Origin of the sequence: Burkholderia pseudomultivorans (assembly GCF_001718415.1) — a bacterium.
In the GTDB taxonomy this organism is placed as follows: Bacteria; Pseudomonadota; Gammaproteobacteria; order Burkholderiales; family Burkholderiaceae; genus Burkholderia; species Burkholderia pseudomultivorans_A.
This window is the reverse complement of record NZ_CP013378.1, coordinates 4,826,651-4,849,929: the sequence shown is the minus strand read 5'-3', so window position 1 is coordinate 4,849,929 and position 23,279 is coordinate 4,826,651. Positions and strand designations below refer to the sequence as shown.

At 67.7% G+C, this 23,279-nt stretch carries 22 protein-coding genes; 14 read left to right on the top strand and 8 right to left on the bottom strand.

Going from position 1 to position 23,279, the window contains the following annotated elements; genetic code table 11:
- Positions 1 to 418: 418 nt before the first annotated feature.
- The 4 genes from rpmH (at position 419) to yidC (ending at position 3,043) form a co-directional block, all read left to right on the top strand.
- Positions 419 to 553, top strand: a complete 135-nt coding sequence (gene rpmH, locus WS57_RS34735; RefSeq protein ID WP_004198824.1) for a 50S ribosomal protein L34 — start codon at positions 419 to 421, stop codon at positions 551 to 553.
- A gap of 15 nt (positions 554 to 568) precedes the next feature.
- A complete protein-coding gene (rnpA, locus tag WS57_RS34730; RefSeq protein WP_040128589.1) occupies positions 569 to 1,030 on the top strand; it encodes a ribonuclease P protein component in 462 nt (153 codons plus the stop codon).
- Positions 1,031 to 1,106: 76 nt separating this feature from the next.
- On the top strand, positions 1,107 to 1,373 hold the full coding sequence (gene yidD / locus WS57_RS34725) for a membrane protein insertion efficiency factor YidD (RefSeq protein ID WP_009694594.1): 267 nt from the start codon (positions 1,107 to 1,109) through the stop codon (positions 1,371 to 1,373).
- Between the two features lie 8 nt (positions 1,374 to 1,381).
- Entirely contained in the window at positions 1,382 to 3,043 is a 1,662-nt protein-coding gene (gene yidC / locus WS57_RS34720) for a membrane protein insertase YidC (protein ID WP_069245415.1), read from the top strand.
- A gap of 108 nt (positions 3,044 to 3,151) precedes the next feature.
- On the opposite strand, the gene WS57_RS34715 is transcribed toward yidC, so the two are convergent.
- Positions 3,152 to 3,586, bottom strand: coding sequence for a transcriptional regulator (locus WS57_RS34715; RefSeq protein ID WP_009694596.1), 435 nt, complete (start codon positions 3,584 to 3,586; stop codon positions 3,152 to 3,154).
- 328 nt (positions 3,587 to 3,914) lie between these two features.
- Here WS57_RS34715 and mnmE point away from each other — a divergent pair, with 328 nt between their 5' ends.
- Complete coding sequence (mnmE, locus tag WS57_RS34710) at positions 3,915 to 5,309, top strand: tRNA uridine-5-carboxymethylaminomethyl(34) synthesis GTPase MnmE (RefSeq protein ID WP_060254652.1); 1,395 nt, start codon at positions 3,915 to 3,917, stop codon at positions 5,307 to 5,309.
- A gap of 370 nt (positions 5,310 to 5,679) precedes the next feature.
- On the opposite strand, the gene WS57_RS34705 is transcribed toward mnmE, so the two are convergent.
- The 3 genes from WS57_RS34705 to WS57_RS37785 all read right to left on the bottom strand — a co-directional run bounded on the left by WS57_RS34705 (position 5,680) and on the right by WS57_RS37785 (position 7,674).
- Positions 5,680 to 7,035 carry a GGDEF domain-containing protein gene (locus tag WS57_RS34705; RefSeq protein ID WP_069245414.1) on the bottom strand — a complete coding sequence of 452 codons (1,356 nt, stop codon included), beginning with the start codon at positions 7,033 to 7,035 and terminating at the stop codon, positions 5,680 to 5,682.
- 110 nt (positions 7,036 to 7,145) lie between these two features.
- On the bottom strand, positions 7,146 to 7,394 hold the full coding sequence (locus WS57_RS34700) for a DUF2795 domain-containing protein (protein ID WP_009694600.1): 249 nt from the start codon (positions 7,392 to 7,394) through the stop codon (positions 7,146 to 7,148).
- Positions 7,395 to 7,503: 109 nt separating this feature from the next.
- The gene (locus WS57_RS37785) at positions 7,504 to 7,674 is read right to left on the bottom strand and encodes a hypothetical protein (protein ID WP_009694601.1); all 171 of its coding nucleotides are present in this window, start codon (positions 7,672 to 7,674) and stop codon (positions 7,504 to 7,506) included.
- Between the two features lie 151 nt (positions 7,675 to 7,825).
- Between WS57_RS37785 and speG the strand changes: the two genes are divergently transcribed.
- The 3 genes from speG (at position 7,826) to WS57_RS34685 (ending at position 9,958) form a co-directional block, all read left to right on the top strand.
- On the top strand, positions 7,826 to 8,359 hold the full coding sequence (speG, locus tag WS57_RS34695) for a spermidine N1-acetyltransferase (RefSeq protein ID WP_009694602.1): 534 nt from the start codon (positions 7,826 to 7,828) through the stop codon (positions 8,357 to 8,359).
- 512 nt (positions 8,360 to 8,871) lie between these two features.
- A complete protein-coding gene (gene sap1, locus WS57_RS34690; RefSeq protein ID WP_009694603.1) occupies positions 8,872 to 9,219 on the top strand; it encodes a surface attachment protein Sap1 in 348 nt (115 codons plus the stop codon).
- Positions 9,220 to 9,403: 184 nt separating this feature from the next.
- A complete protein-coding gene (locus WS57_RS34685) occupies positions 9,404 to 9,958 on the top strand; it encodes a YaeQ family protein (RefSeq protein WP_009694604.1) in 555 nt (184 codons plus the stop codon).
- A 21-nt stretch (positions 9,959 to 9,979) separates the two neighbouring features.
- Here the strand turns inward: WS57_RS34685 and WS57_RS34680 are convergent, their stop codons facing one another.
- Positions 9,980 to 10,393, bottom strand: coding sequence for a VOC family protein (locus WS57_RS34680; RefSeq protein ID WP_069245413.1), 414 nt, complete (start codon positions 10,391 to 10,393; stop codon positions 9,980 to 9,982).
- A 425-nt stretch (positions 10,394 to 10,818) separates the two neighbouring features.
- On the opposite strand from WS57_RS34680, the gene ada reads away from it, so the two are divergent.
- The 3 genes from ada to gshA all read left to right on the top strand — a co-directional run bounded on the left by ada (position 10,819) and on the right by gshA (position 14,911).
- On the top strand, positions 10,819 to 11,910 hold the full coding sequence (gene ada / locus WS57_RS34675; RefSeq protein ID WP_069245412.1) for a bifunctional DNA-binding transcriptional regulator/O6-methylguanine-DNA methyltransferase Ada: 1,092 nt from the start codon (positions 10,819 to 10,821) through the stop codon (positions 11,908 to 11,910).
- Complete coding sequence (locus tag WS57_RS34670) at positions 11,907 to 12,881, top strand: DNA-3-methyladenine glycosylase family protein (RefSeq protein WP_059514966.1); 975 nt, start codon at positions 11,907 to 11,909, stop codon at positions 12,879 to 12,881. The genes ada and WS57_RS34670 overlap by 4 nt, the downstream gene beginning before the upstream one ends.
- A gap of 416 nt (positions 12,882 to 13,297) precedes the next feature.
- Entirely contained in the window at positions 13,298 to 14,911 is a 1,614-nt protein-coding gene (gene gshA / locus WS57_RS34665; RefSeq protein WP_009694156.1) for a glutamate--cysteine ligase, read from the top strand.
- Between the two features lie 52 nt (positions 14,912 to 14,963).
- On the opposite strand, the gene WS57_RS34660 is transcribed toward gshA, so the two are convergent.
- Positions 14,964 to 15,284: a DUF4148 domain-containing protein gene (locus WS57_RS34660; RefSeq protein WP_069245411.1), complete on the bottom strand. Its 321-nt coding sequence runs from the start codon at positions 15,282 to 15,284 to the stop codon at positions 14,964 to 14,966.
- A gap of 491 nt (positions 15,285 to 15,775) precedes the next feature.
- On the opposite strand from WS57_RS34660, the gene WS57_RS34655 reads away from it, so the two are divergent.
- On the top strand, positions 15,776 to 17,419 hold the full coding sequence (locus WS57_RS34655) for an L-lactate permease (RefSeq protein ID WP_040128578.1): 1,644 nt from the start codon (positions 15,776 to 15,778) through the stop codon (positions 17,417 to 17,419).
- A gap of 109 nt (positions 17,420 to 17,528) precedes the next feature.
- Here the strand turns inward: WS57_RS34655 and WS57_RS34650 are convergent, their stop codons facing one another.
- A complete protein-coding gene (locus WS57_RS34650) occupies positions 17,529 to 18,437 on the bottom strand; it encodes a LysR family transcriptional regulator (protein ID WP_009692113.1) in 909 nt (302 codons plus the stop codon).
- Positions 18,438 to 18,663: 226 nt separating this feature from the next.
- On the opposite strand from WS57_RS34650, the gene WS57_RS34645 reads away from it, so the two are divergent.
- Positions 18,664 to 20,835, top strand: coding sequence for a phosphocholine-specific phospholipase C (locus WS57_RS34645; RefSeq protein ID WP_059514968.1), 2,172 nt, complete (start codon positions 18,664 to 18,666; stop codon positions 20,833 to 20,835).
- A gap of 181 nt (positions 20,836 to 21,016) precedes the next feature.
- A complete protein-coding gene (locus WS57_RS34640; protein ID WP_059514970.1) occupies positions 21,017 to 21,742 on the top strand; it encodes a phosphonate utilization associated transcriptional regulator in 726 nt (241 codons plus the stop codon).
- 115 nt (positions 21,743 to 21,857) lie between these two features.
- Here the strand turns inward: WS57_RS34640 and WS57_RS34635 are convergent, their stop codons facing one another.
- On the bottom strand, positions 21,858 to 23,246 hold the full coding sequence (locus WS57_RS34635) for an FAD-dependent oxidoreductase (protein WP_069245410.1): 1,389 nt from the start codon (positions 23,244 to 23,246) through the stop codon (positions 21,858 to 21,860).
- Between the last annotated feature and the right edge of the window lie 33 nt (positions 23,247 to 23,279).

Genomic DNA, 23,279 nt, shown 5'->3' with positions numbered 1-23,279 from the left:
CAAATGACTGTCGTTTTTTGCATGCACAGCGGCTCGCCGGCGCCCTCGTCGCGGTTGCGCGACAAGGCCCGAAGCGGCGTGCGAGCGTGCGTCGGACGCCTGCGTCACGGTTCGTGGCGAGGCAGGCGAGAGCCGAAGCGGCGTGCGGGATTCTTGGAGATAAGGCGAGATTCTAACGCCAAACGCGGCCACAGCGGGACTTATCCACAGGGTGCGATTGTGGGTCGCGGGGCCGGATCGGCGCGGGCCTGCACAGGCGAACGAGTCGTAAAGTATTGACCGTCAACGGAAAAACGGTTTAAATAGCGGGTTCCGCGAAAACCAATCCTGTATTTCCGGCGATTGCGTTCGCCCGAAGGCCTCCGGTAAGGGCACGCGGTCCCCTGAATTTCGACATTCTCGAACAAGTGAGAGCATCATGAAACGTACTTACCAACCGTCCGTGACGCGCCGCAAGCGCACCCATGGCTTCCGTGTCCGCATGAAGACGGCAGGCGGCCGCAAGGTCATCAACGCTCGCCGCGCGAAGGGCCGCAAGCGCCTCGCCATCTAAGGCGGGTTGCGCGCTGTGTCCGCCGTCCGCAGTCCTGCGGAGGGTGCCGTCGAACCGGGTGAGAATCCGTTGCAGACGAAAGCCGCCTTCCCGAAAGCTGCGCGACTTCTGAAAACGGATGAATTTTCATCCGTTTTTCGTTTGCGCCCGTGGCGGCGCTCCGCGCACTTCGTGATCTACGGCAAGCCGACCGGCCAGCCCGCGCGACTGGGGCTCGTCATCGGCAAGAAGTACGCGCCGCGTGCAGTGACGCGCAACCTCGTGAAGCGGCTCGCGCGCGAAGCGTTTCGCGTGCGCCGGGCCGAGTTCGCCGGGTTCGACCTGCTGCTGCGCCTGCATACGCGCTTCGACAGGAAAGCGCTGCCGAGTGCGGCTTCGGCCCCGCTCGCGGCGTTGTGCGCGGACGAAATCCGCGAGCTGCTCGACAAGGCCGCCCGGGAAGTCGTCCGCCGCGCGTCGAAGCCCGCGTCCGAGTGACGCATCCGAGCCGTGGCGCGGCGTTCGCGCATGCCCGGCCGGTTTTGAAGCGGCGTCGTACGGCGCCGCCCAAGGTATGGAAACGGTATTGATCGCCTTGCTGCGCTTCTACAAGGTTGCCGTGAGTCCGCTGCTCGGCAACCGTTGCCGTTTTTATCCTTCCTGTTCGGATTACGCGCGCGAGGCAATCCAGTATCATGGCGCCGCGCGCGGCACGTATCTCGCCGTCAGGCGCGTGTGCCGATGCCATCCGTTTTCCGCGGGCGGCATCGACCTCGTCCCGCCGCCCAACTCCGACACTCGCGCTCGCGGCGAAGCCGACGCGCGGTCCCATCGACTCTGAGACAACGCATGGATATCAAACGCACCGTCCTATGGGTGATCTTCTTCATGTCAGCTGTCATGCTGTACGACAACTGGCAGCGGTCCCATGGACGCCCGTCGATGTTCTTCCCGAGCGCCACGCAGACGGCCCCCGCGGCCGCCGGCGGCGCGTCCGGCACGGGCGCGACGACGACGGCAGGTGAGGTGCCCGCCGCCGCAGCCGGCACGGCGCCCGCGACGACGGCCCCGGCCGCGCAGGCGCAGCTCGTGAAGTTCTCGACCGACGTGTACGACGGCGAAATCGACACGCGCGGCGGCACGCTCGCGAAGCTGACGCTGAAGAAGCAGGGCGACGGCAAGCAGCCCGACCTGTACATCACGCTGTTCGACCACACGGCCGGCCACACGTATCTCGCACGCTCGGGCCTGCTCGGCGGCGACTTCCCGAACCACAACGACGTCTACACGCAGGTGAGCGCCGGCCCGACGTCGCTGACGGGCGACCAGAACACGCTGAAGCTGTCGTTCGAATCGCCGGTGAAGGGCGGCGTGAAGGTCGTGAAGACCTACACGTTCACGCGCGGCAGCTACGTGATCGGCGTCGACACCAAGATCGACAACGTCGGCACGGCGCCCGTCACGCCGACGGTCTACATGGAACTCGTGCGCGACAACACGGCGGTCGAAACGCCGATGTTCTCGCATACCTTCCTCGGGCCGGCGGTCTACACGGACGCGAAGCACTTCCAGAAGATCAACTTCAGCGACCTCGACAAGAACAAGGCCGACTACGTGACCTCCGCCGACAACGGCTGGGTCGCGATGGTGCAGCACTACTTCGCGTCGGCATGGATTCCGCAGCAGGGCGTGAAGCGCGACATCTATGCGGAGAAGATCGATCCGTCGCTGTACCGCGTCGGCGTGAAGCAGCCGGTCGCCGCGATCGCGCCGGGCCAGTCGGCCGACGTGCAGGCGCGCCTGTTCGCCGGTCCGGAAGAAGAGCGCATGCTCGAAGGCATCGCGCCGGGCCTGGAGCTCGTGAAGGACTACGGTTGGGTGACGATCATCGCGAAGCCGCTGTTCTGGCTGCTCGAGAAGATCCACGGCCTGGTCGGCAACTGGGGCTGGGCGATCGTGCTGCTGACGGTGCTGATCAAGGCGGTGTTCTTCCCGCTGTCGGCCGCGAGCTACAAGTCGATGGCGCGCATGAAGGAAATCACGCCGCGCATGCAGGCGCTGCGCGAACGCTTCAAGAGCGATCCGCAGAAGATGAACGCCGCGCTGATGGAGCTGTACAAGACCGAGAAGGTCAATCCGTTCGGCGGTTGCCTGCCGGTCGTGATCCAGATCCCGGTGTTCATCTCGCTGTACTGGGTGCTGCTCGCATCGGTCGAAATGCGCGGCGCGCCGTGGATTCTGTGGATTCACGACCTGTCGCAGCGCGATCCGTTCTTCATCCTGCCGGTGCTGATGGCCGTGTCGATGTTCGTGCAGACGAGCCTGAACCCGACGCCGCCGGACCCGGTCCAGGCGAAGATGATGAAGTTCATGCCGATCGCGTTCTCGGTGATGTTCTTCTTCTTCCCGGCCGGCCTCGTGCTGTACTACGTCGTGAACAACGTGCTGTCGATCGCGCAGCAGTACTACATCACGCGCAAGCTCGGCGGGGTCAAGAAGAAACCCGCTTAACGGCTGCGGGCGGCTCGCCGCCCGCGACGCGCGCAAAAAAGCCGCACGGGTTCGCCCGTGCGGCTTTGTCGTTTTCGGGGCCGGCGCGGCGCTCCGCTCTGTTCCCGCTCAGCCCTTTTTCGGCTCGCCCTTCGGTTCGCCGTAGAACTGCTCGATCAGTTCCTGCACGAGGTAGCGCCGGTGCGGCGGCAATGCCTCGATCTTCGACGCGAGCTCGATCGTCTCGGGCGTGGGCGGATAGCGTTCGTCGCGCGGCAGCGGTTGCGGCGTCGCCGGAGCCGCCGCGCTCGGCGACGGGCCGTAGTGCAGCCAGTGCAGTTCGACGCGCAGCCACGACGCGAGCGTCTCGAGTTTGTCCGGCGTCGGAATCGTGCGGCCCGTCAGCCACTTGTGCGCGGTTTGCGGCGAAACCGGTTGCGCGCCGTGGTGGCGGAGATTGAAGCGGGTCGCGAGTTCCGTCGCGCCGGTGACCTTCTCCGGGCTGCGCCGCAAGGCGAATTTAAGGCGTTCCGAGAACGCCGCTTTTTCTTCGGGTGTCGGCATGGACGGGATTGTGCAATTCCAGCGCCCCGTTTCAGACAACCATATGAGATAAACATATCTCATGCGGACGAATCCCAAACCGGTGCGCGGCGTTCGGCGTATTGGAAGGAGTCGCTGCGCGGCCGCGTCGCAGGCGGACTCGTTCGAAGCCTATACCGGAACGGCGCGCCGAACTGGTACTTGGCTTATCCTTGACGGGATAAATTCGGGATAGTCTGAAAAGGGCGAGCGGCCCGGTGACGGGCGGGCCGGCACGCTACAATGCCGGCGTTCCGCCGCCCGAACTGTTGCGCGGGTGCACCATTGACTGCCTGATTCTCCGATTGCCATGCTCGCTACCGATTCCGATCCGATCGTCGCCATTGCCACCGCTGCCGGCCGGGGCGGCATCGGCGTCGTCCGCGTGTCGTTCGGGCGCGGCGGCGAGGCGGCCGCGCTGCCGCTGATCGACGCGTTGTGCGGGCAGTCGCTCGCGCCGCGCCATGCGAGCTACGTGCCGTTCCTCGACGCGCACGGCGCACCGCTCGACCGCGGGATCGCGCTGTATTTCCCGGCGCCGCATTCGTACACGGGCGAGCATGTGCTCGAGCTGCAGGGGCATGGCGGGCCGATCGTGATGCAGCTGCTGCTGCAGCGCTGCCTCGACGCGGGGCGCGGCTTCGGGCTGCGGCTGGCGGAGCCGGGCGAATTCACGCGGCGCGCGTTCCTGAACGACAAGCTCGACCTCGCGCAGGCCGAGGCGGTCGCCGACCTGATCGAGGCGAGCACCGAGGCGGCCGCGCGGTCGGCGGGCCGTTCGCTCGACGGCGCATTCTCGCGGCAGATCCACGCGCTCGTCGACGACGTGATCAACCTGCGGATGCTGGTCGAGGCGACGCTCGATTTCCCGGAAGAGGAAATCGACTTCCTCGAGGCGGCCGATGCGCGCGGCAAGCTCGCACGGATTCGCGAACAGCTCGCGCACGTGCTCGGCGATGCGCGCCAGGGCGCGCTGCTGCGCGAGGGGCTGTCGGTCGTGCTCGCGGGGCAGCCGAACGTCGGCAAGTCGTCGCTGCTGAATGCGCTGGCCGGCGCGGAACTGGCGATCGTCACGCCGATCGCGGGCACGACGCGCGACAAGGTTGCGCAGACGATCCAGGTCGAGGGCATTCCGCTGCACATCATCGATACGGCCGGGCTGCGCGAGACGGAGGACGAGGTCGAGCGGATCGGGATTGCGCGCACATGGAGCGAGATCGAGCGCGCGGATGTCGTGCTGCATCTGCTCGATTCGCGCACCGGGATGACGGCGGACGATGTCGCGATCGCCGCGCGGTTTCCGGACGGCGTGCCGGTCGTGCGCGTGCTGAACAAGACGGATCTGACGGGCGTGCCGGCATCGGTCGAGCATCCGGCGGCGGAAGGCGACCTGACCGACGTGCATCTGTCCGCGAAGCGCGGCGACGGGATCGACCTGTTGCGCGCGGAGCTGCTGCGGATCGCCGGATGGCAGGCGGGGGCGGAGGGCGTCTATCTCGCGCGCGAGCGGCATCTGATCGCGCTGCGCGCGGCGCAGGCGCATCTCGCGCACGCGGCCGATCATGCGGAGCAGCGTGCGCAGTCGCTCGATCTGTTTGCGGAGGAACTGCGGCTCGCGCAGGAACAGCTGAATGCGATTACCGGGGAGTTCACTTCGGATGATTTGCTGGGGGTGATTTTCAGCAGGTTCTGTATCGGGAAGTGACGGACTTCAAGGGTGCATGCAGGCCCGATCGGGCGGCGTGATCGGCGCTCCGGATCAACCACCGCGCGCCAGGCACCACGCCCCTCGATCTCGCTTCCCCCGATCAATCCCAATGATGATGATGGTGGTACCCATCACCGTAATATCCGCCGTCCGGCACGACGATACAGCCGCTCAGCAGCGCGGCGACACTGGCAATCAGCAAAAGGGTCTTCTTCATGGCGCTCACCTGCCTGGATTCGATATGAACCCAGCATAGCGAGCGCCCGGAACACGGGCTGTAAGCATTCGTTTCCCGCCCGCGCAATGCGTAACGGCGGATTATTCCGGTCACAATGACCGTAACAACTGCCCGAAACAGTAGACGTATTCAGGCGACCACGACCCTGTCCCGTCCGTCGGCCTTTGCGCGGTACAACGCGGCATCGGCCGCTTCGATCAACGCGTCGGACGTCGACAGCGCATCGGACGATACCGTCGCACAGCCGACGCTCACACTGACGCGCCCTTCCGGCGCCGGCATCACGAGATCGAGCCGCAGCACCGCCTGGCGCGCTTCCTCGGCGACGATCCTGGCGCCGCGCGCATCGGTATTCGGCAGCACGATCGCAAACTCCTCGCCGCCGTAGCGTGCGACGAGATCCGTCGGCCGCCGCACGACGCCGGCCAGCGCATGCGCGATCGCGACCAGGCATGCATCGCCCTTTACATGGCCGTATGCGTCGTTGTACGCCTTGAAGTGATCGACGTCGACCATCAGCAGCGACAGCGGTTCGCGCTGCCGCCGCGCCTGCAGGAACAGCGTATGGAAACGATCGTTGAAGTGGCTGCGGTTGAACGCGCCGGTCAGCCCGTCGCGCGCAGCCGAATGGACCAGCGTCGCGTGCGCGTCGGACAGCCGCTGATACAGCATCGTCACTTCCCACGCGAGCACGCAGACGAGCACGCCGGGCGTGAACATGCTGAACACGCGCGCGAGATACCAGCCGACCGTGAAGCGGGTCGTGCTCATCGCATTGAGCGTGGTATCGGCGAGGCACGCGAGCATCGCGATCGCGAGCCACAGATCGAGCGTCGTGCGCAAGCGGCCCGCGATCAGCACGGCCGTCAGCGCAAGCGCGTTGAGCAGCCACACGGCGAGCACGATGCCGCCGACCGGCAGCACGCTCGTCTCGGCGGGCGGCCGGAACGCGGACGGCAGCGGCACACGCAGCGTCAGCACGCACAGCAGCGCGGCGACGACGGCCGGGCCGCCAATCAGCACGAATGCCCAGCCGCGCGTGTGCCGCGCGTCGATCGGCGCGCGAGCCAGCCGGTCGCGCGCGAGCAGCGCGATCATCACGAAGCACGGAAAGCCCGCATGCCAGAAGATCCACATCCACATCGCGCTGCGCGGCAGTGCGCCGAGCAGGCCCTGCGGCGAGAACACGCCGGGAAACGTCAGCAGCTGCAGCGCGACCGCGAGCGCGGTGAACGCATAAGCGCCGCCGAGCGCACCGAACACGGGCTGGCGCGTCACGGTGAACTGCGCGCCGAGGAAGAATGCCGTGAGGCTCGCGGTCGTGAATACCGTGAGCGCGCACATCGGCATGAACGGCTCGACGGCAGGCAGCGCGACGTCCACATGCGGCGCGGCGACCCCGAGCGTGAGCACGATGGCGAGTGCCGTCAGGGCGCCGAACCAGCGCTGACGACGCGTCGTGTACTGGGTCAGGATCCCTTCCATGGCGTTCCCCGGACGCTGGTGCGCACACACCCGGCTATGGCGTCGGGCGGCATGTATCCGGCCGCGGCAGGGCTGGTGTGATGCGATCCTGACGCGTTATCGCGGCGCGGTCAAATGCCGATGCCGGGACCGAAGTTGCCGGCGACCCAGCGCGTGACGGCATCGACGTCCGCGTAGTCCTGCTCGGGCAGGCCATCGAGCATCGACAGCACTTCGTTGCTCGCGCCGGCGTCGCGCGCGGCGTCGACGATCGCATCCTTGTTGGCCGGATATCGGACGGCGGCAAGCACGTCGGCGATCTGCAGGTCGATCGTTTCGTGCGGAATGTCGTGCTCGGGCAGGGAAGGTTTGTCGTTCACGTCGAAGGCTCGCGTTGTGAAGCGGGAGTCGGGTCGAAACGGGGTGCGGTCGCGCGGCCGGGCGCTCCGCGATGGCAGCGCGCCGAGCGTGTGCGGAATACGAAAGCGGTCAATGTCCGCGCCGCACGCGGCGCCACGGATGCTTCCAGTCGATATGCGGCGCGTGCTCGTCGCGCGGATGCTGACGCCGGTGTTCCTGCCAGAGTTCGTCGGAAAACAGCGCCGCCACGATCACGAGCGGCAGCACGAGAAAAATACCGAGTATGACTTGCTCGATCACGATAGCCTCCTTGCGGTGGCAGGAACCCTTGCTCCCATTCTAGGCTCTGAATTTCGCCGGCGTCCAACTTCTTGCAGTGCGGAACGCGCGCGATCGCAGCCCCGTCGCGCGCCGGTTTCGCGCGCACGCCGGCCTCAAAAAGGACGCGAACATGCAAATCACGAACAAGACCCATACGCTTGCGCTGCGACCGCTGGAGCGGCAGGACCTGCGCTTCGTCCACGAGCTGAACAACGACGCGAAGATCATGCGCTACTGGTTCGAGGAGCCGTATGAAACCTTCTCGGAGCTGTCCCAGCTGTACGACCGTCACGTGCACGACCAGCGCGAGCGGCGCTTCGTCGCCGTCGATACGCAGGGCGAACTGGTCGGCCTCGTCGAGCTGATCGAGCTCGACTACATCCACCGCCGCGGCGAGTTCCAGATCATCATCGCGCCGCAGTGCCAGGGGCGCGGCTATGCGGGGCAGGCGACGCGCCTCGCGATCGAGTACGCATTCAAGGTGCTGAACATGCGCAAGCTGTACCTGATCGTCGATACGTCGAATGCGGCGGCGATTCACGTTTACGAGAAATGCGGATTCCAGCACGAGGCCGAATTGAAGGAAGAATTTTTCGGGAATGGCGCGTATCACAACGCCTATCGGATGTGCATTTTTCAGCGCGACTATTTCGAGCGGCAGTAAGCGGTCCAAAAACGGTCCGGTGAAATGCCGGCGGGCGGGCGCAGGGGCACGAGCCGTACGCGCTTTATCTCGCATCCGTGAAAGTACGGATAAATACCAATGCGCTTATTCCTGGCATTTTTCTTGAATGATGAAACCCGACTGTCGCGGCGCAATAATTCCGGATCGTTTCGGATGACTTTATGTGCGTTGCATCAAAATGGTCCGGATAGCGAAATGGATTATCCAAACCGTTCAACCGACGCATTGTAAATGGGCTGAAAGCCTTGCCGGACAACGCTTTCCGCATGGTCACCGCAGGCTGGCGCGGCAACCGTTCACCGATGGCGAGCATGCGGGAGGCAGCGAAAAACGACGGTGCGCAGGGTGCGACAATTCGCCGCTATTGCGAGCGCACAACAAATGTGCTTGCTATCGTTTGCCGGTCTCCTAAAGTGAAAAACGCGGGTTCACGATCACCTTTAAACACATAGCTAAACCCAGCCTGGTGCCCGCAAGCCTGGAGACAGAACATGATGAAGCGTACCGGTGTCTTTCTTGCCCTCGTTGGCGCATTTGCCGTGGTGTCGATTGCCCAGGCGGGCGGCGATTCGGCCGTCAAGCCGGCGCAGGAAATCCAGTTGACGAAGAACGCATGGGGCTGTCTGTCGAAAGACAATCTGGACTCCGTACTGAGTCACGAGCGCGACGGCAAGTCGCAGGCGAAGCAGCAGTACTTCGACGACTACCGCTGCCTGTCGGTGCCGGAAGGCCAGCGCTTCCGCGTGGTGTCGGTCGAGCAGGGCGACGTGCAGTTCGTCAGCGCCGACAACAGCGACCAGCAGGGTCTCTGGACCGATTCGCGCTTCATCAAGCAGTAACGCGCGCTCGCCCGACGCGACGCGCGAACGCGCACCGGCCGGTCGAGCCGGCGGCGCGCACCGAACGCGGCCCGGCTGTTGCCGGGCCGTTGTGCTGTGGCGGACGCATGACACGCGCGCGACGGCCGGCATTCGGTATCATCACGGCCCGACCGAACCGAATGCCCGCCCGGGCCGCATCCGCATGGCGCTGAAATCCACGATCTACAAAGCCGAACTGCAAATCGCCGACATGGATCGGCATTACTACGCCGATCACGCGCTGACGGTCGCGCGCCATCCGTCGGAAACCGACGAGCGGATGATGGTGCGGATCGCCGCGTTCGCGCTGCTCGCGCACGAGCGGCTGGAGTTCGGCAAGGGGCTGTCGGACACCGACGAGCCGGACCTGTGGCAGAAGGACCTGACCGGCGCGATCGATGCGTGGATCGAGGTCGGGCAGCCGGACGAACGGCGCATCTCGAAGGCGGCCGGCCGCGCCGCGCAGGTCACGGTGATCGCGTACGGCGGCAAGACCTCGGATATCTGGTGGCAGGGCGTGCGCAGCAAGGTCGAGCGGCTGCGCAACGTGCAGGTGCTGTCGCTGGCCGACGGCGTCGCGGCCGCGCTCGGACGGCTCGCCGAGCGCACGATGCGGCTGCAGTGCACGGTGCAGGACGGCGCCGCGTGGATCTCGAGCGCCGATCACGACCCGGTCGCGGTCGAATGGACGATCCTGAAGCCGCGCGCCGACGCGTGACGACGCGCGGGCCGGCCGCGCTTACCCGATGACGGCGGGCGGCCCCTTGAACTCCAGCATGTTGCCTTCCGGGTCGAACAGATAGATCGACGGCCCGTAGCCGCCGGCGCCGTAGCGTTCCGCGGGCGCGCCGGGTTGCGCGCCGTGCGCGGCGAAGTGCGCGATGAGTGCGTCGGGGTCGAACGGCTCCACGCGCAGGCACAGGTGATCGAGATTGCGGCCCGCGCCGGGCGGCCCGCTGTCGGCGCGATCGATCTTGCCGCCGACCGTCAGCAGGTCGATCAGCGCATCGCCGGCGCGCAACTGCACGAGGCCCAGGTCGGGCTGTTCCTTCTCCACGTGGCAGCCGACGGCGTCGCAGTAAAAGCGCGTCATCGCAGCCATGTCGGTCACGCGCAGCACGACGTGATCGATCGCGCGGATGGTCGGTTTCATGGACGAACGCTCCTTGGCAGGCACGATGCGTCGAGTGTAGACCAACGGCACGAAGGCATCCGCCGCAACGCGTGGCGATCGACGGGCGAAAAAAAAGCCCGCTCACTCGGAACGGGCTTAATCCATATCAGGAGGAGACATGGAGGAGACAGTTCCAACTATACATCCGGGCATGGTGCGACGCAATATCGACAGTGTAAAAAAACGTCAGGACGGCGTTTTGTCGCACCTGCAGTGCAGCAAAACGATGACGGAGCGATGACGGACGGCGCCTGCCGCGTGCCTTTGGGGCGCTTTTCTTCCGACTTTTCCCATTGATCCGGCCCCGGTTCGGTTTCTCGAATCACAGCGCAAGATTCGGGGCGCGTCGTCCCGTGCCGACGCCTAGAGTGGGCACCGTCTACACTAGAGAGCGCGAGGTTCCGATGAAAGCCGCCTATCCGACCGACGACGCCCGCTGGGGCGCAGTGACCGCCCGCGATCCGCACGCGGACGGCGCGTTTTTCTATGCGGTGCGCACGACCGGCGTGTTCTGTCGCCCGACCTGCGCGTCGCGCCTGCCGCGCCGCGAGCACGTGGCGTTCTTCGCCGATCCGGCCGCCGCGCGCGCAGCCGGGTTCCGGCCGTGCAAGCGCTGCCAGCCGGAAGGGCTGCCGCGCGAGCTGGAGATCGTCAATCGCGCCTGCGCGGTGCTCGACGCGCACCCCGACCGGCTCACGCTGCAGCAGCTGAGCGACGCCGTGCATGTGAGCCCGTTCCATCTTCAACGGCTGTTCAAGCGCGTGGTCGGCGTGTCGCCGCGCCAGTATCAGGCCGCGCAGCGCGGCGCCGCGCTGCGGCAGGCGCTGCAGAGCGGCCAGCCGGTCACGCGGGCGGCCGTCGATGCGGGCTTCAACTCGACGTCGCGCCTGTACGCGTCGGTGCCGCGCGAGCTCGGGATGGCGCCGTCCGCGTTCCGTCGCCAGGGCGAGGGCCTGCGGATCGACTATGCGACCGCTGCGACGCCGCTCGGCACCGTGCTGGTCGCCGCGACCGGGAAAGGCATCTGCCGGATCGCGTTCGGCGACGAGCCGGCGGCGCTCGTCGACGAGCTGAAGGAGACGTTCGCACGCGCCGAGCTGGTCGAGTCGTCCGCGCGGCTTGCGCCGTTCGTCGCGCAGATCGGCGCGTATCTCGACGGCACGCGACACACGTTCGACCTGCCGCTCGACATCGCGCCGACCGCGTTCCAGCAGCGCGTATGGGAAGCGCTGACGCATATCCCGTACGGCGAGACGCGCAGCTACTCGGAGATCGCCGAGGCGCTGGGCGCGCCGCGTGCGGTGCGGGCCGTCGCGTCGGCGTGCGCGTCGAACCCGGTCGCGCTCGCGATCCCGTGCCATCGCGTCGTGCAGAAGGGCGGCGCGCTCGCCGGCTATCGCTGGGGCGTGCGCCGCAAGGCGACACTGCTTGCATCCGAGGCGCGTCATGCGCACGATGACGAACCGGCCACCGTCGACGAGGGCAGCGCAGCTTGAGCATCGAAACAGCCACGATCACGTCAATTCCGGACGGCGGCCCTGTGCCGCCGTCCGCGCAGATGGAACTGCGCTTCAAGGCGCCGTACGACTGGGCGCGCGTGCTGCGCTTCTTCAGCGGGCGCGCGATTCCGGGCGTCGAGCAGGTCGCGGACGGCGTGTATCGCCGCATCGTCGACCTGCACGGCGCAGCGGGCCGGCTCACCGTGACCCGGCATCCGCGCCGGCACTGCCTGATCGCGACGGTCGAAGGCGCGGCGGCGCGCCACGTCGACGCGGCGTTTGCCGCGCGCGTCGCGTCGATGTTCGATCTCGGCGCCGACCCGGCCGCAATCGGCGGCGGGCTTGCGCGCGACCCGTGGTTCGCGCCGCTGGTCGCGGCCGCGCCGGGGCTGCGCGTGCCGGGCGCGTGGTCGGGCTTCGAGCTCGCGGTGCGCGCGATCGTCGGCCAGCAGGTCAGCGTGAAGGCCGCGACGACGATCGTCGGGCGGCTCGTCGAGCGGGCCGGCGAACGCATCGTGCCCGACGCCGGCGAGCCGGCGGGCGACGGCGTTCCCGCGTGGCGGTTTCCGACGCCCGACGCGCTGGCCGCGTGCGATCTCGCGAAGATCGGCATGCCTGGCAAGCGCGCGGCGGCGCTGACCGGGATGGCGCGCGCGGTGGCGGCCGGCGACGTGCCGGTCGATCCGGCGCACGCCGATCTCGCGACACTGCGCGCCGCGTGGCTCGATCTGCCCGGCATCGGCCCGTGGACCGTCGAGTACATCGCGATGCGCGCGTGGCGCGACCCGGACGCGTGGCCGGCGTCCGACCTCGTGCTGATGCAGTCGATCGCCGCGCGCGACCCGGCGCTCGACCGGCTCGCGAGCCAGAAGCGGCGCACCGAAGGCTGGCGGCCGTGGCGCGCGTATGCGGCGCTTCATCTGTGGAACGAGGTGGCCGATCGCGCTGGCGCGGCGCGCGGCGGGTGAGGGCGGATGGCGCAGGCTGAAAGAGGAAAAGCGGGCGATGCGGGCCGGGCTGAACGAGTGGCGCGAGCGGGTGAGGCGGGCGTCTACCGCGTGACGGGCGCGCGATATCCACGGCGTTCCAGCCTCTTCATTTCCGACCGGTTCGGCCCCGCCGCAGTGCGTGTGCGCCCGCCGTTCCGTCAGACGATTCCACGATGACCGACGCACCGGCAACGCCCGCTGCGCATCGGCAAGGCTCGCGGCGATAGCCGCCATCGGCGCGCCCGGCCGCCGATTCCGGCGCGCGCACGCGGCCCGGGCCGCCTCAAGCGCGGCTTTCGGCGAGATGTTAAAGTGCCCGCTACCAACGAAGCGACCAATAATCCAGCCGGCCGCGCGCGGCGTTCCGCACGCGGCCGTCCCGCACTTGCGCATCCATGTCGAACACCATGACTCACCGCCAGTCCGAACTGCTGCTGAATCGCCTCGATGCGCTGAGCTCGGGCCCGACGCGGCAGCATCTGCCCGACGGCCTGCGCGGCATCGAAAAGGAAAGCCTGCGCGTGACGCGCGACGGGATGATCGCGTTCACGCCGCATCCGCGTGCGCTCGGTTCGGCCCTCACGCATCCGTCGCTGACGACCGACTATTCGGAAGCGCTGCTCGAACTGATCACGCCCGCGGAAGGAGACGCCGCGGTCACGCTCGAACGCCTCGACGAACTGCATCGGTACGTGTACGCGTCGCTCGGCGACGAGATGCTGTGGAACAACTCGATGCCGGGCCTGCTGCCGGCCGACGACGAGATCCCGATCGCCGACTACGGCACGTCGAACATCGGCCGGCTCAAGACGGTGTACCGGCGCGGCCTCGCGTATCGCTACGGCCGCACGATGCAGTGCATCGCCGGCATCCACTACAACTACTCGCTGCACGAGGAAGTGTGGCGGCGTCTGCATGCGGAAGAAGGCTCGACCGCGACGCTCGTCGACTACCAGTCGGAGCGCTATCTCGCGCTGATCCGCAACTTCCGGCGCCGCAGCTGGCTGCTGATGTACCTGTTCGGCGCGTCGCCCGCGCTCGACACGAAGTTCCTGCGCGGCAAGCCGCACAAGCTCGACGTGTTCGACGCCGACACGCTGTACCTGCCGTACGCGACGAGCCTGCGGATGAGCGACCTCGGCTACTCGAACACGACCGCGCAGGCCGCGCTGCACGTCGACTACAACACGCTGCCGGACTATCTCGACGCGTTGTCGAAGGCAGTGAGCGAGCCGTATCCGCCGTACGAGGCGATCGGCACGCACCGCGACGGCGAGTGGATCCAGATCAACACGAACGTGCTGCAGATCGAGAACGAGTTCTACTCGACGATCCGGCCGAAGCGCGTCACGTACTCGGGCGAACGGCCGCTGCATGCGCTCGCGTCGCGCGGCGTGCAGTACATCGAGGTGCGCTGTCTCGACATCGATCCGTTCGAGCCGACCGGCATCGCGCTCGATACCGCGCGCTTCATCGATGCGTTCCTGCTCGCCTGCGCGCTCGATCCGAGCCCGGCGCTCGACTGCCCGGCCTACCGGGAAGCGAACGCGAACTTCGGCAGCGTGACGATGGAAGGCCGCAAGCCGGGGCTCACGCTGATGCGCGACGGCCAGCCCGTCACGCTGCAGGCGTGGGCGGACGAATTGATGGCGGACATCGAAATCGTCGGCCGGCGTCTCGACGAGATTCGCGGCGGCGACGAACATGCACGCGCGATCGCTGCGCAGCGCGACAAGCTGGCCGATCCGGAGCGCACGCCGTCCGCGCACGTGCTGCGCGCGATGCGCGACAACGGGCAGTCGTTCCTCGCCTTTGCGCGCGTGCAGAGCGAAGCGCATGCCGCGTATTTCCGCGCGCAGCCGCCGTCGGCGGATGCGATGCACGCAGCGGAGGCGCTGGCCCGGAAGTCGCTCGACGAGCAGGCCGAACTGGAAGCGAAGGAGGCCGGATCGTTCGACGCGTTCGTCGCGGCCTATCGCGCTTATACGCTGAACCGCTTCAGCGTCTGACGAGCGCATACGGCGTCGCGCGCGGCGGCGTCGTGCGTTCGCGCACGCGTGCTCAATGGTGCGCGTACGTATCGCGGTCGATCGCGGGCGGGAGTGCCGGCTTGCCCGATTCCACGGCCGCACGGCCGTTGCCGCCATAACCGCCGGGATCGCCATGGCCGCGCGCCTGCGCGGCGCGCTGCATGATCGCCTGCATGTTTTGCGGAAAGTCGGGGCTGCTCGCGAGATTTGCCCGGTAGCCGACGGCATGCAGTTCCGCGAGCTCCTGACGAACCTGCGCACGCGTCAGCGGTTGCGGTGCGGATTGCGCGTGCGCGGCGAATGCCGCGCCCATCAGCAGGGTCGCACATGCCGCTCGTTTCATCGTGTTCATGGTCTCCACTCCGTAGCGTTCCGGCGCCGCGCCATCGTCGGCGCGGCCGGGATCGAATGCAGCCAGTCTAGGCTTCGGAGCCCAAACGAAACATCCCGATAGCCGGTCAGCACCTTTGTCGCGTGTGCAACATTGCGGCGGCGTGCGCGTTTGCGCGCCGGTGCGTGCGGGCGAGCGGCAGGCCGGCTGCCTGTCATGCGCGCCAGCGCGCGGCCAGCTGCGTTTCAGCCTGGTGCGTATCGGCGCGGCGGGCATCGGGCTTGTCCCCCTTGTGCAAGCGTCATGCGCCTCCTAACCTTTTTGCAGCGACCGATCGGCAGGCGGCGCGAGGTGGTTGTGTGCGCAAGTGCCTGTTCGCGGCCGTGGATTGCAGATCGAACGCCGATTGCATGAGATTCGAGCAAGCGCTAAAGCGCCAGCTTGAGCCGACAGCCTTGCATGGGGCTCAAGTAAGCGCTAAAGCGCTAACTTGAGCCGACATTGGAGACACGATGAATCCCACCGCCGCCCTGCCGCCCGGCATCGTTTTCTCGCAGCCGCTGACACCGGTCGCCAACTCGCTGCTGCTGTCGTTCCTGGTCGCCGCGATTCCGATCGCGGTCGCGCTGGTCGCGCTCGGCGTGCTGCGCCGCCCCGCGTGGCAGGCGTCGCTCGCCGGGCTCGTCGCCGGCCTCGCAGTCGCGATCGGCGCGTGGGGCATGCCGGCCGGCCTCGCGTTCAACGCGGTCGGCGCGGGCATGGCGCTCGCCGTCGTGCCGGTGATGTGGATCGTCTTCAACGCGCTACTGCTGTACAACATCGCGGTGAAGTCGGGCCGCTTCGACCAGTTCCGGCAATGGATGCTCGACAACCTGCCCGACGATCGCCGCCTCGTGCTGCTGGTCGTTGCGTTCTCGTTCGGCTGCCTGCTCGAAGGGATCTCGGGGTTCGGCACGCCGGTCGCGATCACGAGTGCGCTGCTGATCGCGCTCGGCTTCCCCGCGCTCGAAGCGCTCACCTATACGCTGCTGTTCAACACCGCGCCGGTCGCGTTCGGCGCGCTCGGCGTGCCGATCACCGTGCTCGGCGCGGTCACGTCGCTGCCGCCCGCGACGCTCGCCGCGATGGTCGGCCGCCAGCTGCCGTTCTTCGCGCTGCTGCTGCCGTTCTACGTGGTCGGCGCGTATGGCGGGCTGCGCTCGATCGCGCGCCTGTGGCCCGCGCTGCTCGTGTCCGGCGGCAGCTTCGCGATCGCGCAGTTCGTCACGTCGAACTTCCTCGGCTACCAGCTCACCGACGTGCTGTCGTCGCTCACGTCGCTGATCGTCACGATCGGCTTCCTGCAGATGTGGAAGCCGCAGCCCGATCCGCAATTCGCGCTCGCGCGCGGCGCGGGCGCCGTGTCGGGCGGCGGCGCGCGCGCGGGCTTCGGCGGCTGGCTGCCGTGGCTCGTCGTGTCGGTGGTCGTGATCGTCTGGGTGCATGCGAACGTCGCGGCGATCGGCGACGTGAAGATCAAGTGGCCGGGCCTGCACAACGCGGTGTTCGTGTCGCTGTACCACAAGCCGTATGCGGCGATATGGGACTTCCAGCCGCTCGGCACGGGCACCGCGATCCTCGTGTCGGCGATCATCACGGCCGCGCTCACGCGCACCGGCGTCGGCGCGTTCCTCGAATGCGTGGTCAAGACCTGGCGGCAGACCTGGATCGCGATCGTCACCGTGATGATGATCGTCGGGCTCGCGTACCTGCTGAACTACTCGGGGATCAGCTATACGCTCGGCACCGGCGTCGCGTCGACCGGCGCGCTGTTCCCGCTCGTGTCGGCATCGCTCGGCTGGATCGCGGTGTTCCTGTCGGGCAGCGACACGTCGGGCAACGCGCTGTTCGGCAACCTGCAGGTGGTCGCCGCGCGGCAGCTCGGCCTCGATCCGGTGCTGATGGCCGCGACCAATTCGTCGGGCGGCGTGATGGGCAAGATGATCTCGCCGCAGAACATCGCGACGGGCGTGTCGACGACCGACCTGAAGGGGCAGGAGGGCGTCGTGTTCGCGCGCACCTTCTGGCACAGCGTGATCCTCACGCTGCTGCTCGGCGTGCTGGTGTTCCTGCAGCAGCACGTGCTGACGTGGATGATTCCGGCGCTGCCGAAGTGAGGCGAGCCGCGCCGGCATGTCGTCATGCGCACGATGCCCGGCGCGGACCGATGACGATCGCCGCCGCGCGCCGCGACAGCAGGGCGGCTGCTCGCGCCGATCCGCGTGCTCAGCGCGCGGTCGCGCGCCGCGTCGTCGGCATCGGCGCGGGCGCGGCTTCGCCGGCCGGCAGGATGCACGCGAGAAACGCATCGATCGCCGGGCTGTGGCGGCGCGCCTTCAGGTAGTACACGTATTCGTCGATCGTCGTGTCGACGTCGCGCAGCGCGACGATCCGCAGGTCGGGATGGCGTTCGGCCTCGCCGCGCGGAAACAGGCTGCCGCCCACGCCGTGCAGGATCGCCTCGCGAATCGCTTCGCGGCTGCCGATCTCGGCGAACGACGCGGCCGCGATGCCGGCCGCCGCGAGAATCGCCTCGGTGCAGCGGCGCGTGACCGACCCTTCCTCGCGGATCAGCAGGCGCACGTCGGCGAGTTGCGCGGCGTCGATCGCGTCGAAGCGCGCGAGCGGATGATCGCGATGCACGACGAGCACCAGCGGATCGGTGGAAATCACCTGGCGTTCGAGGCCGTCCGCGTCGTTGCGCTGCGATGACACCGCGAGATCGATGCGGAATTCGTGCAGCGCCTGCAGGATTTCCTCCGAATTGCCGATCCGGCACGTGAGCGCGATCGACGGATACGCGCTGGAGAAGCGCCCGACCGCGTCCATGATGTAGTACGGCCCCGTCGCGCCGATCCGCAGATGACCCTCGAACAGCCCGCCGACATTGCGCAGCATGATGTCGGCCTGCGCCTCGAGCGCGATCATCTTCTCGACCAGCGGCAGCAGCTCGATGCCCGTCTCGGTCACTTCGAGCCGGCGACCGCTGCGATGGAACAGCTCGACGCCGTACACCTGCTCGACCTGCCGGATCTGCGCGGCAATCGTCGGCTGGCTCACGCCCAGGTGGCGCGCCGCACGCGTGATGCTGCCCTGCCGGACGGTCGCGTGGAACGCCTTCAGCTGATCGAACACGGCTCGTCCTCTTCCCCCTCTCGAGCGCGTCAGCCTAACGCACGCATGTGTCGGCCGCATGAAAGGCGCATCGTGCGCCGCTTCGAAAAAAAGCTGGGGATGACCGCAAGAAACCTGCTGGAACCGGTCACGGCCGGGACATGCCGGTGCGGACTAATAACGGCAAACCGGCCGCCGGCCCCGCTCGACCGGCGCTTCATTCCTCCGACAACAGGATTTTCCCCCTATGTCCTCGACCAATCGACGCGATTTCCTGCGCCTCGCCGCCCAGTCGGCCGGCGCAATGGCCGCCTATGCCGGCTTTCCGCCCGCGATCCGCAAGGCGCTGGCGATGCCGGCCGCCTACCGCACCGGCACGATCCGCGACGTGGAGCACGTCGTGATCTTCATGCAGGAAAACCGCTCGTTCGATCACTACTTCGGCGGGCTGCGCGGCGTGCGCGGCTTCAACGACCCGCGTCCGCACCTGCTGCCGAACGGCGCGCCGGTCTGGCAGCAGCCGCCGGCGTCGACCTTCACGAAGAACTACCATTCGCGCGGCCTCGATCCGTCCGCGCCGTACGTGCTGCCGTTCTACCTCGATCCGAAGCAGACCACCGAGTTCCAGCCTGGCACCAACCACGGCTGGAGCAGCGGCCACCTCGCCTGGAACAACGGCCAGTGGGACCAGTGGGTGAACCAGAAGCAGGACGTGCTGACGATGGGCTACCTGAAGCGCCAGGATCTGACGTACCACTACGCGCTGGCCGATGCCTTCACGATCTGCGATGCGTACTTCTGCTCCGCGCACGCGGATACCGCGCCGAACCGCATCTACCTGTGGACCGGCACGATCGACTCGCGCAACGTCTACGGCAATCCGCCGAACGGCCCCGGCATCGGCGAGCGCGACGACGTGAACGGCTACACGTGGACGACCTACGCCGAGCGTCTGGAGAACGCGAAGGTGAGCTGGAAGGTGTACCAGGGCGGCACCGGCATCCCGGGCGACCCGACCGACAACTACACCGACAACTCGCTGATGTTCTTCAAGCGCTTCCAGGTGAAGGAAGGCGCGAGCGGCCCGCTCGTCGACAAGGGCGCGTCCGACCACACGCTCGCCGAGCTGAAGGCCGACGTGCAGGCCAACCGGCTGCCGCAGGTGTCGTGGATCGTCGCGCCGTACAAGTACAGCGAGCATCCGCAGGCGTCGCCGACCGACGGCGCGTTTTACATCAACATGGTGCTGGAAGCGCTGACGTCGAATCCCGAGGTGTGGGCGAAGACGGTGTTCATCCTGAACTACGACGAGAACGACGGGCTGTTCGACCACGTCGTGCCGCCGGTGCCGCCGGTGACGAGCGGCGTGGGCGGGCAGGGCATCGTGTCGGCGAACCTGCTGTCGAACCTCGGCGACGAACTGCTCGACCTGAACAAGTATCCGGGCGAGATGAGCCCGCTCGTGCCGGGCGCCGATCCGGGCGGTATCCAGCCGATCGGCCTCGGGCCGCGCGTGCCGCTCATCATCATCTCGCCGTGGACCAAGGGCGGCTGGGTCTGCTCGGAGACGTTCGACCACACGTCGGTGCTGCGCTTCCTCGAAGCGCGCTTCGGCGTGCAGGAGCCGAACATCAGCGCATGGCGCCGGTCGATCTGCGGTGACCTGACGTCGGCGTTCGACTTCTCCGCGCGGCCCGATACGCGTACGGTCAGCTTCGCGGTGCCGCAGCACATCGCGACGGCCGGCCAGGCGTACCAGGTGCCTGCGCAGCAGACGATGCCGGCGCAGGAACCCGGCACGCGCCCGGCGCGGGCGCTGCCGTACGAGCTGTTCGTGCACAGCCGCGTGAGCGGCCGCAACGATGCCGTGTCGCTCGACTTCGCGAACACCGGCGACGCGGGCGCGGCGTTCTACGTGTACGACCGCCGCAATCCGTCGACGCCGCCGCGCCGCTATGCGGTGTCCGCGCACGATCGCTTCGTCGATACGTGGAGCACGTCGGCCGCCGGCGGCGATTATCATCTCGCCGCATACGGGCCGAACGGCTATCTGTGCGAGTTCCAGGGCAATACGCGGCTCGCGGCGGACGGCCGCCATGCGAACCCCGACGCGAAGATCGGCTACGACGTGCGCAACCGCCACGTGTATCTGCAGCTGCGCAACCACGGCGGCGCGGCATGCCGCGTGGTCGTCGACAACGCATACAGCCATGCGCCGGCGCGCAGCTACACGCTCGAGCCGGGCGAGCGCGTCGAGGATCACTGGGCGCTGTCGTCGAGTCACGGCTGGTACGACCTGACGATCACCGCGACCACGCTGCGCGGCAGCGACGACAAGGTCGTGCGCCGTTTCGCGGGCCACGTCGAGACGGGGCGGCCGAGCCAGAGCGACCCGGGGCCGGCGAAGCGCCCGGCCTGACGGACGGCGTGTGTCGCGCGGCCGGCCGGGATTCGTTCCGCCGGCCGCGCGGGTTTCGGCAAGCGAAATTGGTTTTTGGAAACTGAAAACTGTTGACAATTTATCGGGAAAACGGTATACAACGATCATTCGCCGACCTGGCGCCTTCGTTTTCTACCGCAGCCTTGCTGCCTGCCCGACCATGACCGCCCCGAACGCGCTCAACGCCATCGAACTCCTGCAGAGCCAGTCGCTCGCGATGATCGTCCAGGACATGCTGGAACGGGCGATCGTGTCCGGCGAATACGCACCGGGCGAGAAGCTCAACGAAGTCGAGATCGCGACCCGGCTGAACGTGTCGCGCGGCCCGGTGCGCGAGGCGTTTCGCGCGCTCGAGCAGGCCGGCCTGCTGCGCAACGAGAAGAACCGCGGCGTGACCGTGCGGGTCGTGCCGTTGCGCGAGGCCGAGGAGATCTACGAGGTGCGCGCGATGCTCGACGAATCGGTCGTGCGCGCGCTCGCGAAGCGGATGTCGCAGGACACGCTGCAGATCCTCAAGGGCATCGTCCAGTCGATGAAGGACGCCGCGAAGACGCACGACGTCACGCGCTATACCGAGCTGAACGTGCAGTTCCACGATGCGATGGTGGTCGGCGTCGGCAACACGCACCTGACCGACACCTATCGCCGGCTCGTACGCCAGCTCGGGCTGCTGCGCCAGGCGGCGATCGAGGCCGAGGAGGATGCGCTGAAGGTGTCGGCCGCCGAACACGACAAGATCGTGCAGGCGCTCGCGAGCGGCGACGAGGAGGCCTCCGTCGCGCTGGTGCGCGAGCACATCGCGCACGGGCTCGCGCGGATGCGCCGCACGCACGAGCACGGCCTGCCGGCGACCGGCAAGGCGGCGCGCGAGAAGACGCGCGCTTGAGCGCGGCCTGCCGCTGCGCCGGCATGCCACGCATTCCACGGCCAACGCAAAAGGGACGCTTCAACGGCGTCCATTTTTGATTCCGCGACCGCGATCGTGCGCGACTCGAGCGCCGCTACGCCTTGTCCGCCTTCCCTGCCGCGCTCGCGAACTTTGCGAGCCATGTATCGACGACGGCCGGCGGCCGGTTCTCGTCTTCCGCACGCTCCTTGCGGCGGATCGCGTTGCGCACGACGTGCGCGCCGACATAGCGCAGCGGCTCCGGCGGGAAATGGCCGAGCGGGCCGTGCGTGAGCGGGCTGCGCGTCCACGCGTTGTCCACGCCGAGCACGAGCGACGACAGGATCTGCCCGCCCATGTAGCTCGGCCCGACGCCGTTGCCCGAATAGCCGAAGCCGTAGAACACGTTCGGTGCGCCGTCGAGTCGGCCGAAGAACGGGAAGCCCGTCACCGAGCGGTCGGACGGGCCGTTCCAGCTCGCGGTGATCGGCACGCCGGCAAGCGACGGAAAGAACGTGCGCAGGCTCTGCGTGAGCTGCGCCTCGTACGGCGAGCGCCGGTCGAACACGGGTGCGACGCGGCTGCGCCACGAGAACGTGTTGCCGCCCTTGCCAAGCATCAGCCGCCCGTCGGCGGTCGTGCGGTAGTAGTAGACGAAGATCCGCGAATCGAGCACCGACACGCCGTCGACGAGCCCCGTGCGCTCGATCAGCGCCGGGCATTTCTCGGTGATCACCATGTCGCTCGACACGACCGCGATGGTGCGTTCGAACTGCGGGAAGCGGCTCGCCATCCACGCATTGATCGCGAACACGAGCTGGCTCGCGGTCACGCTGCCGGACGGCGTGCGCACGACCGCCGGCTGCCCGGGTGTGAAGTCGAGCATCGGCGTGCGTTCGTAGATGCGGATGCCCATCGCGAGCGCGACGCGGCGCAGCCCGCGCACGAGCTTGCCCGGATGCACGGTCGCGGCGATCGGCGAGTAGACGCCGTCGAGATTGCGCGCGGAGCCCGAGCGGCGCGCCACTTCCGCCGGCGGCAGCGGCTCGTAGCTGTGGATGCCGCACTGCGCGAGCGCGTCGAGCACCGGCGCGAGCGTGCCGACCTGCGCGCGCGACGTCGCGGTGTACAGCGTGCCGTCGAGCCGCAGCTCGGCGTCGATCGCCTGTTCGCGGCAGAAATCGGCGATGTGCTGGACCGCTGCTTCGGACGCCTTGACGAGCCGGATCGCCTCGGCCTCGCCGAACAGCCGCCGCAGCGTCAGGAATTTCGCGGACCACGTGAGCAGGCAGCCGCCGTTGCGGCCGCTCGCGCCGGCGCCGCACAGGTCGCTCTCGACGATCGCGATGTCGAGCGCGGGGTTCTGCCGTTTCGTCTGGATGGCGGTCCAGAGCCCGGTGAAGCCGCCGCCGACGATGCACACGTCGGCCTGCGTCGCGCCCTGCAGTGCGGGGGCGAGATCGCCGTCGTTGAACAGCGCTTGTTCGATCCAGAAGGGTCGCATCGGATGTCTTGCCAGTAAGGGTCGTGGCCGTGC